Raw genomic sequence first — 9382 nt, forward strand, 5'->3', positions numbered from 1 at the left:
GGCCGGACTCAGTTATCGGGCACAACCCGACCGTCCGGGTACACGGTGTGAGGCCGGCCGCTGAACTCACTCACCCACGCGAGGACTCGGCCGCGCCACTCGTAAGCCGGCTGCTCCTCGGGCAGCCAGCGCAGGAACGCGAGCGCCTCCGCCTTGAACTCGTGCGGCTCACCCGACCATCCGGTGGCGCGGATCTCGAACGCGGACTTCCAGTTCTCCCACTCGCCATCGGACCCGACCGGCCGTCGCTGCTGCTGCATGAGGTAGAGCGCGCGGCCGTGGCGTGCGTCGGCCTCGCCCAACCTCCAGGCGATCATGCGGTCTTGGCCATCCCCGAAGGTGCCTTTGAGGTTGACGTAAGCGGCGCCGGTCTGCCACCTCTGGCCGTGGTCGTCCACAAGAGCTGCGTCACCACGCGGCATCGTGGGGCGCACGTTGACGATCAGGTACCGGGTGTGCCGCTCCGGGGTGTGACCGGAGGCGACGCTTCGATAAACCAGCTCGTTGCCCTCGACCTTGATACTCATTCCCCGGTCGGCGCGGGTGATCGGCTTCTTTCCATCCCACTCGTAAGGCAGGGGTGCACGCGTCATGGAATTCGTCCCTTCAGAACTTGAGCAGGTCGCGAAGCACCTTCGGACCGCCGTTCGGGTCGTACGTCGCCATGCGATGGCCGTTCAGCAGCGCCTTCGAACCGTCCTCGTGCTGGACGTCGTACCAGCCGTTGAAGTGCTTGCCGCCGGGGGCCAGATCCCCGGTCCGCTCGAACTGCGCCGGGGAGATCACGCCCCACTTCCGGTCGTAGTAGTTGAAGACACGGAGGCCGGACGTGATCTCGACTCCGTCGTGCGTGTGTGTCTTGTCGCTGCGGTCGTTCACGCGTCCTCCGCGACGATCTCGGGGTGCGGCTCGGCGTTGTTGCAGTTGGGTCCGCGCTGGTGCTCCTTCTGGAGCTGGTTCGCCGTGTTCCAGAAGTGGAAGAGCCGGAAGAGGTTGGCGGCCGTGTTCGTCTCGTTGCAGCCGAGTTCAGCACCGAACTCGTGGCTGTCCGGGTCGACCGTCTCGGCCCACGTCCAGACGAATTCCTCCGCCGCCTGGAGCCGCTGCCGCCGCACCTCAGCCCGGTCGCGCCAAACGGCCACCTTGTCGAGCACTGCGTCAAAAATCACGATGCACCTCCTAGTCCATTCGATGGATGGACCGAGAAACTCAGGATGGATAACGGAAAGGGAGCCGACCGGCATTTACGCGCGCCGGGGCTCCCTTTCCGTCGGATGGTTCAGTTGTCGTACCGGCCGCTACGCCCGGGAGATCCAGTCGGAGTGCCAGCGGCCCTCACGCGTCCGTCCGTCGGGGAACTCGACCTCAACCCGCCACTCCCACGACCACAGCGGCGGCAGCTCGTAGTGCGCCTGCATGGGGTGCACCTTCCACTCGACCGACGTCACCGCGGCCTCCGAGAGGCTGTGGCCGTCCGGCATGGCGGAGACCTTGTCGCCGACCTTGACCGGCTGGTGCGTCGGCTTCGGCGGCTGGTACTCGCCGCGCTCCAGCCAGTCCAGCTCGTGAACCGGGCCGCCGGTCACGACCTGCTCGTAAACCTCACGCACCACACGTGGGCCGTCGAGACCCATGTTCTCGGTGCGCCGGGTGCGAGCCACGATCCGCAGCGAGTTACCCCCGTTCTCGGGCAGATCGGGCACCTCGTAGGTCCACAGCTCGTCGGCCATGCTGTTCACGACCAGGCCCCGGATGCGGATGTTGGCCTCGGCGCCGGTCATCGTCTCGACCGAGAAGCCGTCGTCCTCGGGCGGAATCTCGAACCGTGTCACCTGGTGCTCCATGCGTTTCCCCTTTTCATGAGAAAGGACCCGCACGGGTTGCCGTACGGGCCGCTCGGAAAGACCGGAGTCGACTGGGTAATCCGGGCCGGTCCGGTCGTCATTGCAGTACGCGGTGGAAAGCCAACGCTTGATTGCCCAGCGCTCCAAGTCCTCCCACCAGGCCGCGAGTTTCCCACAGCCCATGACGTGGCAAAGGATTTCGCCGTTCGGGCCCCGATTGGCGTGGACGACGTGGCTTTTCGTCGGTCGGCCCACGCGCGCCCTAGCTGGTGTGTCTGAGCGCGAAGTCGACCATCACACCCACCGGCATCTGCCCGTACTTCGCCCGGTTCTTCTCGTTGAGCGCGTCGTGCACCGCGACGACGATCTGCGCCGATGTCGCGTCGACGAGAATCCCGTCGATCTTCTCGCACTGGTGCAGCGCGACGATACGCCGGAAAGCGCCGATCCGGCCCTCGGCCTCCCAGCGCTCCGGCGCGGCCTGCTCGTACGCGACCTCGGTCGCCTCCTGCTCGGTCAAGGGGCGGATCTCGTAGTGGTCGCGCTCGTAGACCGACTGACCGAGCGTGGAGCTACCCCATTGCTGCCGGTGCTTGGCGTATTCCTCGGCGCTGACGTACCGGGCGTCCACGTGCGGCTGACACATGCCGTACGTGTGCTTGTCCTTGCTCCCGTCGTGCCGCAGCAACGTAACCGCGAGCGTGGCTACTTCGGAGCAGAAACTCCCCGTGCATCGGCCCAGTGCTTCGATCTCCAGGCCGCTGGGCAGCGTCGTGCGCTGCATTACTCACCTCGAATTCGGATTGTGGCGAAATTGCTGTTGCGTCCTTGCCGGCCCCTCGGCCGGCCGATCCGCAGAAGGCATGTGCAGCGGGTCGCGCACAGCCACGGCCGGCCTCGATGCCCCCTGACACCGAGCCCGACCGAAGCCACCTACGCGCCCGCGTTGTCGGCCAGGTCACGCACCTGGGCCATCTGGAACTCGACGCGGGACTGGACCCGCAGCACGGCGTTGGGGCCCTGGTCGTCGCCGAGGAAGTCGACCAGGCGCCCGACCTCCCGCGCCCTCTCGGCCAGGTCGTCGCGCAGCGCGAACAGCTCCCCGAACTTCTCCAGTCGGTCGAGGCCCGCCCGGACCTGGTGGATGCTGTGCGAGTCGACCGCGCCCCGGTCCGTGAACTCGGAGATGAGCTGTTCCATGTCGCTCATCACGCGCGTGATCTCCTGGCCGACCGGACCTTCGAGCCGGTTGACGGCCTCGTGCTCGGCGAGGAACGCGGGGGTCTTGATCAGCTTCACGCTGCGTCTCCGATCTCGTTCTCGATGTAGCCGGGGCGAGTGAGGGGCAGGCCCGCGAACCTGGGGTCGTTCAGCCACTGCGGGGCCAGCAGATTCGGGGGCGTCGTGATGTGCGACAGGTAGCCGTACCCGTCGAAGTGCTCGATGCGCGCGGTCAGGAGCGGACGCTTCTCAGCTTCGGTGCATCGGTCGTGCCTGCCCGGCTTGGGCGTGTGCTCCGTGTACTCGAAACGCAGCGCGGCGAATTCCCGGTTGAATTCGATGAAGTTAACCCACTGGGAATGCACGCCTTCCTCCGTGTCGCCGCACTGGAGAGTGACGCCGGGCAGGTACTTGAATCGGACGTCGCTCACGCGGGCACCTTTCGGTCGATCATTTGGATGGACAGCTTGGCCGAGCGTGTGAAATCGGCACGCTTACGGCCTCGCTCGGTCTTGCCGTACAGGGGGCAGAGGAGGTTGAGCCGCTGCTGTTTCTGCCCGGGGATGCGAACGGCAAGCGGAACGGCGGGGCACGGCACGAATTGCATCGCGATGTACTTTCCTTTCACCAGTGGCAGCGCATCGGGTACTTGGGGTCGTAGAACTTGGCCAGGTAGTAATCCCGGACCGCGCGCCCCTCGGCGAGAGTGAGACCGATTTCGGCGAGATCCTTACGGGCCTGTGTGATGAGTCGCGCCCGACGGAAATTCTCGCGGGCCCGTACTGCCGCCGCGATGGATTCCGTCCACCGTGTGATTTCCCGGCCTTGAATCCACGTAAGTGAGACCGGCCCGGATTCGGCTTGCACGGTGATCGTCTCGCGGAACCGCGCGCCCTTATGAGTGACGACCGTCAGACGCGACTTCCGTGCCGTGCGGCTCACTTCACGCCCCCGATCGCTGCGGGACCGTGTCGGTGGCACCCGGGTGGTAGGGGTGTTCGGCGATCTGTCGCCAGTCCGCGTATCCGACCTCCCGGCCGAAGTTGAACGCCATGCACAGCCCCGGCGCCAATTCGTCGACCACGTCCAAGCCGGGCGCGGTGACCGGGTGGAATCCGATGGTCTCGCCGGTGGTGGCGTGGAAGATCTCGATGACGTAGACGTGCAGGAGACTGGTCATTGATTCCCCTTCGGGCAGGAGGAAGGCCACCCACCGAAATGCGGGCGCCGGTTGTTGTTGTGTCCGTGCAGGATTGCCGGACCGATCGTCGAAACGGCGTGGTCCCTGTCGCATGGGGGAACGTCAGGGACCACGCCGCCGCGAGGAGCGGACGTGTCAGCCGCCGATCTCCCCCATGCTCAAGGGGATGCTCCCGCCGTTTTCTCGGGCGTACTGGTCCGTGCACTCGCCGCAGTACTGCGCCACGTAACGGGGCGAGGTGCGATCGCGAAATTCCGGCTGGAGCACGTACCCGGTCGCCCCGCAGTACGCCTCACGTTCCGGCGCCGTTCGCAGCGTGCACGCAACCTTTCCCGCCTTACGAAACCGGTCGGCAGGAAGAATGACGGATGCGGCGGTGAATTCGGGCTGAGTGGTCATTGCGTCCCCTCCTGGGTACGGAAAGGGCGCCACCCTGACGATTTCTCGCCCGGATGACGCCCTGATGTCTGGCTCAGATGGTGGTGATGATGGTGGTGGAGTACCGGACCGTCGCGCCGTGCTTGCGCACGTAGACGCTCACGCGCCCGTCCTCACGGTCCATGACGCCGACCACGCGCCAGCCGCCGGACGTGTCCGACTGCATGATCAGCTTGGCTTCGGCCTTCAATTCCTTGTCCAGCTCTGCGGCCCTGATCGGCTCGTGTGTCACGGCCAGGGTCTCAGGCTCGGCCAGGGGCTCGGGCTCGGGCTCGGTTGGGACCGGGGCGGGCGTCGGCTCACCCGTGGCGGCCTGCCACATCGTGCGCGTGCGCGGCATGTCGGACGGCTTGGGCACGTCGTGCACCGTGTTCGGCAGGACCGCCGGGGACGGCTTGGCCGCGAACGTTCCGGTCACGGTGTCGCGTGTCCTGGTCAGGTTGTCCGCCGCGAGCATGCCGAGCGACGAATGGGTGCCCGTGGCGGAGAATTCCGCACGGCGCATGTGTTCCAGGAATCCCAGGGACTTACGGCGGGTGTCGGCGGTACGTGCGCGCTTACGGGCGCGAGTGGCGGAACGGCTCATGACTTGTGCTCCTTTTCCAGGGTGCGAACGATCCGGCGGAGTTCCCGAACCTTGCTGCCGTACGTGTCACGCGTGATGCCCGTAGCGGAGCGCTGCATTTTCAGCGCGTAGTCACGGGCCGCGCGCATGTCCGCAATTGCGCGACGATCGTACGTGGGGGATTTGGCGTCAACGCGTACGAGGAATTCGTATCCGCTGTTTTCGTCATGCCCCATGCCACGCGCGTACGATCCGGGCGCGTAGGTGGGAGAGTTCCCCAGTTCCTTGGGTGCGTCCGAAACAATGTGCCGCTTAGGCGTACGGAGGTTTTTACCCGTGTGCCTCTTGTGCGGAGCGTTGACTTTCGCGCCCGTACGGTCACCGCGAAGATTAATCTTCCCCTTATAATCCACACGGGAAGTTTTGGCTTTGTGGCTACGCGTGTCGGGTGTACCGTCCGTGCGGGGAGTGGGAGGGCCGAAAGAAACCGTGCTAGCTCCGTAAAAGCTACCGCTCATGACGTCCCCTCCTTTCATGTGAGTTCTGTTGTGGTCAGTTGGGTACGCGCGCTAGGTCTTGCGCCTAGTCAGATCACCCGTAATTTCCGAGCGTCAGAGCTAATATTCGCGCGTGTCAATTCCCTTTTTGGGTTTGTGTCGCTCTAGGCATCCACCCAAGATCCCGCATCCACGGTCGACCTTTTGGGGGAGGGAATCCGAGCACGTGTGACACTCCCCCAGCCACGGGGGGTGTCTACGCGGTAGCGGTTCAATTCGGGGAGTTTCCGGCACTGGTCACCCTTTTACAGGCCACCATTCACCCCGCGACCTACCGAATTCCTCACACGACCTACCGGAGACCAAAAATATTCTCTGGGGGTTTCGTGCGCACCTTTCGGCGGTTTCTACGGGTTCAACGGGCATTGATCTACAGCGATCACTCCACAACAAGTGTGGCGATATCAACCGAGACCGTAATCAGCCACCTACTAGCGCACGCGCTAGCGGTTTGGATCTGCCATCCCGTGTTACCGGTCTCCCTGCCGTTGCACGTTTCCGCGCACGGCTCAAGATTCCGTTGTAAATGTCTCGTAATCTCGAAAGTCAAGGGCACGGTAAACCGTGCGGGTGAGATCACCGTGAGACACCTACGTCCCTACACAACTACCTTTCGTGTCAGGAAAACGCCGCTCAACTTCCGACCCTGCCAAGGGCTTAACCGAGTGGTGGCGCGATGCCCACGCTTCACAGCGTTGGCAGCATGCTGACCAAACGGCCGTCCGGAGGAATCGCCCCCGCATGGGGAATGTGTGCACTGGCGTGCGCAGGGGCGAAACGATGGGACGGGAAATTGGCAACCGAGACCGTAAAGGCTTAGATGACGCCCCTAGAGGCGGATTTAGCCACGGTCACGCATAGCGAGGAAATAGCGCTATGAGTGCCAGGAACCGGGGTAGAACCGGCGTCACACCCGCTAAGCGCACGGGTGCCATAGGGCACGTGCGGGGAATTCCCCCCGCTCGGATCACCTCCTTTTCGCGGCCTCCCCGCGCCCCCCGGTTTCGGTGGGCTGTCGTGGTGGCGACATGGAGAACGTTACGGGCTCACGGGGGCACCGGGAACCCCTTTTGCCAGTGAAACCGGGGGAGTCCACGTTTTCGCAGGTCAGAGGCCCTAAAACTAATTATGTTGATCTTGGGAATGTCTCACATTCTGAGATTCAGTAAGATCAAATAGCCCTCGCACCCCTTACGTTAGGGGCCCAAGGGGTCCCCCGGAGGTCTATTGGGGGTGATTTTCAATAAGGCCAAAAAGGGCCTCTGACCTGCGGAAACGCGATTTTCTGACGGTGTATCAGAAACGGCCGTCGGCAAGGGTCAGGCGCCCCCGCCGGGCCCAAATATCACGCAGGGTGCCCAAAATTCGGGGGACTTTGACGCTACGTAACCGCGCCCCTGTGTCCCTCCCTGGGGACCGCTCACCCCGTCCGGGGGCGTCCGGCCGCTGGCACTCCCCTAGGCCCGTACGCGGCCGGTGACGTGCGCGCACGCTGCCAATCCGGCGGGGGTGTCCGGCCGTACCGGGCCCGTGCGCGTGGCTGTGTGCGCGCGTGAGCGGCTGTCTCGGCGCGCGGGTCGCTCGGTACCCTCACGGTGTCCGGCGCGGCAGAACGGCGCTCAGCGCCCCGCCTCCCCATACCCGGGTATGACGGACACGCCCTAGAAAATGCCAGGGCGCGAAATTTCGGGGGTTCTAAGGCATCTGCCCTCTGCACTACGTATGAGAGGTAGAGGAGTGATGGCATGCTTGCCCCGCTGTGCGGCTTGTGCCGTACTCGTGTGCTCTCGCGGCCTATGCCTTGCATGCCCAGTAAATGACTTAGGCGAGAGATATTACGTACACACGGTGTGCGGTGCTCTGAGGAGGTAACTCCCTCTTGCCTCAGATATGGCTAATGCCAGGGCCGCACCGTATATGCCGAAGCGCCCCATAAGGGCAGTGCCTCACGCTTGCACGCGTACGCCAGGTAACATCAGCCTTGCGGCACATGCACTACATGTCGGTATTTGCTGAAATTCGCTGAGCAAACCGGCGCGACGCCCTCCGCTTGCCTCACGCTCCGCGCACGGGCCGTCACCCTGGGCTGAACATTACGCATGGTAGCTGGAACTACCGTGCGTTAATACGGACATGAGCGGACATGCAGGGCGCAAGGGGCGTACGGGGGTGTTTGCCATAGACGGGGGCATGTCTCATAATCGTCACTAGTACCCCAGACCTCGCGAAGCGGTGCGAATGTGGCAGCGGGGGTCGAATCCCTGCAAAAGGCACCCCCCACCATTAAACGGGCAAACCGGACAGAGGGGGGCCTGGGCGTCGATACGCATATCCCCTCCTCGCCCGAAGGCAGTGTCCGTGCCGCCGGCAGTGGCCGCGGGCTGGGTGCCGGCCGCTCCAAGCTGTAGACGGGGAGCGGCCGGCGGGTGCGGGACCGCCGGAGTCTCAACGCTTCGTGTCGACCATGCCCAGGAACAACCCCGGTGGCCGCCAAGGGCGCCAGAGCAGCAGACGCGACCCCGCGCGAGGAGAGTAGCAAAATCAGCGGTCAGCGGCCCGTGCCTGAGCGTCCTTCTGGGCTGAGACTGCCGGGTCTTCCGTGAAGGTGTGGCAGTTGCCGCAGTACCGGTGCTCGACGTCCTTCGGGTGGCACGAGACCCTGCTGCACCGGGGGCACCGAAAGGACTGCGGTGGCGTAGTCATCGGCCTGCTCCTCAGCTAACGGCAGCGAGCTGGTGAGGCCGGCCGGGGCTTTTTGTCCAGGAGCAACCGGCCTCGATCTCCGTCCTACGCCGCACGCTTATCGACGTATCCCGGGGTGATGCTACCGCTGAGGGCCCGCGGCCGGCAGCCACAGCTCCGGGTCCTCGGCGTCGGCCCGTGCCCAGCATTTAGTTTGGAAAATGGCCGGGCGTCTAGGCGCTTGAGCAGGGGTCAGGCATTCGCCTTTTCGTAGGCTTCCCTCACCAGGGCCGAGACTCGGCCGCGGTCGCTGACCTCGTAGCCGTTCTGCCGGCCCCAGGTCCGGATCGCGGCCAAGTCCGTGCTGCCGGTCGTTGCAGCACCACGGCGCTTGCCCTTCGAGCCCGCCGCCGCGACGCCCCCGCGTACCCGGCGGGCACCCGGAGCGCTCAGGTAGGGGTGCAGGAGTTCCAGCAGGCGGTCGTGGCTCGCGCCGGCGAGGTCGATTTCGACGCCGGCACCGTCAATGAGGATGGTGTGTGTGGTGATGTCCTCAGCTGCCTCGCCGGTGACGTCGTCCGTGTAGGTGATGACCTTTTTCTGCATGCGGGGATTGTAGGGCTACTGAAACCCCCGCCGGTGGGGCTGTTCACCGACGAGTTGGCGCCAGAGGGCCCGGGGCGGGCTCAAAGCTGCTTAGGTCGTCCTAGGTCTGATCCTTGGTGGGTCCAGATCCTGGTCGGAGGTCTCGGGGTGGTGCCCGGGGCCTCCGCCTGTATACACCGGCCGGTGGAAATTCTCGGCGGTAACGCCCTACAGGTGAGCAGTTCGGTAGATGCTGAGCAACGCCCCTGCTTCGCTACACCTCGGGAGA

General features: G+C 64.7%; 14 protein-coding genes. All 14 read right to left on the reverse strand.

Annotated features, from left to right (window positions below; translation table 11 throughout):
* Window positions 1–8 precede the first annotated feature (8 nt).
* Window positions 9–593, reverse strand: coding sequence for a hypothetical protein (locus ABZ281_RS02680; RefSeq protein ID WP_356651381.1), 585 nt, complete (start codon window positions 591–593; stop codon window positions 9–11).
* Window positions 594–606: 13 nt separating this feature from the next.
* The gene (locus ABZ281_RS02685) at window positions 607–879 is read right to left on the reverse strand and encodes a hypothetical protein (RefSeq protein WP_356651383.1); all 273 of its coding nucleotides are present in this window, start codon (window positions 877–879) and stop codon (window positions 607–609) included.
* Window positions 876–1169 (reverse strand): hypothetical protein, encoded by a 294-nt coding sequence (locus ABZ281_RS02690; protein ID WP_356651385.1) that lies wholly within the window; start codon window positions 1167–1169, stop codon window positions 876–878. Before ABZ281_RS02690 ends, ABZ281_RS02685 begins: the two co-directional genes overlap by 4 nt.
* A gap of 129 nt (window positions 1170–1298) precedes the next feature.
* Window positions 1299–1844 carry a hypothetical protein gene (locus ABZ281_RS02695; RefSeq protein ID WP_356651387.1) on the reverse strand — a complete coding sequence of 182 codons (546 nt, stop codon included), beginning with the start codon at window positions 1842–1844 and terminating at the stop codon, window positions 1299–1301.
* Between the two features lie 262 nt (window positions 1845–2106).
* Window positions 2107–2628, reverse strand: a complete 522-nt coding sequence (locus tag ABZ281_RS02700) for a hypothetical protein (protein ID WP_356651389.1) — start codon at window positions 2626–2628, stop codon at window positions 2107–2109.
* Window positions 2629–2777: 149 nt separating this feature from the next.
* Window positions 2778–3143 (reverse strand): hypothetical protein, encoded by a 366-nt coding sequence (locus ABZ281_RS02705; RefSeq protein ID WP_356651391.1) that lies wholly within the window; start codon window positions 3141–3143, stop codon window positions 2778–2780.
* The gene (locus tag ABZ281_RS02710; RefSeq protein ID WP_356651393.1) at window positions 3140–3496 is read right to left on the reverse strand and encodes a hypothetical protein; all 357 of its coding nucleotides are present in this window, start codon (window positions 3494–3496) and stop codon (window positions 3140–3142) included. Before ABZ281_RS02710 ends, ABZ281_RS02705 begins: the two co-directional genes overlap by 4 nt.
* On the reverse strand, window positions 3493–3693 hold the full coding sequence (locus ABZ281_RS02715; protein ID WP_356651395.1) for a hypothetical protein: 201 nt from the start codon (window positions 3691–3693) through the stop codon (window positions 3493–3495). The genes ABZ281_RS02710 and ABZ281_RS02715 overlap by 4 nt, the downstream gene beginning before the upstream one ends.
* Window positions 3690–4007: a hypothetical protein gene (locus tag ABZ281_RS02720; protein WP_356651397.1), complete on the reverse strand. Its 318-nt coding sequence runs from the start codon at window positions 4005–4007 to the stop codon at window positions 3690–3692. Before ABZ281_RS02720 ends, ABZ281_RS02715 begins: the two co-directional genes overlap by 4 nt.
* A gap of 1 nt (window position 4008) precedes the next feature.
* Window positions 4009–4245, reverse strand: coding sequence for a hypothetical protein (locus tag ABZ281_RS02725; RefSeq protein ID WP_356651399.1), 237 nt, complete (start codon window positions 4243–4245; stop codon window positions 4009–4011).
* A 156-nt stretch (window positions 4246–4401) separates the two neighbouring features.
* Window positions 4402–4665 carry a hypothetical protein gene (locus ABZ281_RS02730; RefSeq protein ID WP_356651401.1) on the reverse strand — a complete coding sequence of 88 codons (264 nt, stop codon included), beginning with the start codon at window positions 4663–4665 and terminating at the stop codon, window positions 4402–4404.
* Between the two features lie 73 nt (window positions 4666–4738).
* Complete coding sequence (locus ABZ281_RS02735) at window positions 4739–5290, reverse strand: hypothetical protein (protein WP_356651403.1); 552 nt, start codon at window positions 5288–5290, stop codon at window positions 4739–4741.
* Complete coding sequence (locus ABZ281_RS02740; protein ID WP_356651405.1) at window positions 5287–5505, reverse strand: hypothetical protein; 219 nt, start codon at window positions 5503–5505, stop codon at window positions 5287–5289. The genes ABZ281_RS02735 and ABZ281_RS02740 overlap by 4 nt, the downstream gene beginning before the upstream one ends.
* A gap of 3255 nt (window positions 5506–8760) precedes the next feature.
* A complete protein-coding gene (locus ABZ281_RS02745) occupies window positions 8761–9114 on the reverse strand; it encodes an Lsr2 family protein (protein WP_356651407.1) in 354 nt (117 codons plus the stop codon).
* Between the last annotated feature and the right edge of the window lie 268 nt (window positions 9115–9382).

It is taken from the genome of Streptomyces sp. NPDC006265 (genome assembly GCF_040613555.1).
GTDB lineage: Bacteria > Actinomycetota > Actinomycetes > Streptomycetales > Streptomycetaceae > Streptomyces.

Bases quoted from the DNA above. Each gene is read 5' to 3' on its own strand.
- ABZ281_RS02680 (WP_356651381.1), bottom strand. From the start codon at position 593: ATGACGCGTGCACCCCTGCCTTACGAGTGGGATGGAAAGAAGCCGATC.
- ABZ281_RS02695 (WP_356651387.1), bottom strand. From the start codon at position 1,844: ATGGAGCACCAGGTGACACGGTTCGAGATTCCGCCCGAGGACGACGGC.
- ABZ281_RS02700 (WP_356651389.1), bottom strand. From the start codon at position 2,628: ATGCAGCGCACGACGCTGCCCAGCGGCCTGGAGATCGAAGCACTGGGC.
- ABZ281_RS02725 (WP_356651399.1), bottom strand. From the start codon at position 4,245: ATGACCAGTCTCCTGCACGTCTACGTCATCGAGATCTTCCACGCCACC.
- ABZ281_RS02730 (WP_356651401.1), bottom strand. From the start codon at position 4,665: ATGACCACTCAGCCCGAATTCACCGCCGCATCCGTCATTCTTCCTGCC.
- ABZ281_RS02735 (WP_356651403.1), bottom strand. From the start codon at position 5,290: ATGAGCCGTTCCGCCACTCGCGCCCGTAAGCGCGCACGTACCGCCGAC.
- ABZ281_RS02740 (WP_356651405.1), bottom strand. From the start codon at position 5,505: ATGGGGCATGACGAAAACAGCGGATACGAATTCCTCGTACGCGTTGAC.
- ABZ281_RS02745 (WP_356651407.1), bottom strand. From the start codon at position 9,114: ATGCAGAAAAAGGTCATCACCTACACGGACGACGTCACCGGCGAGGCA.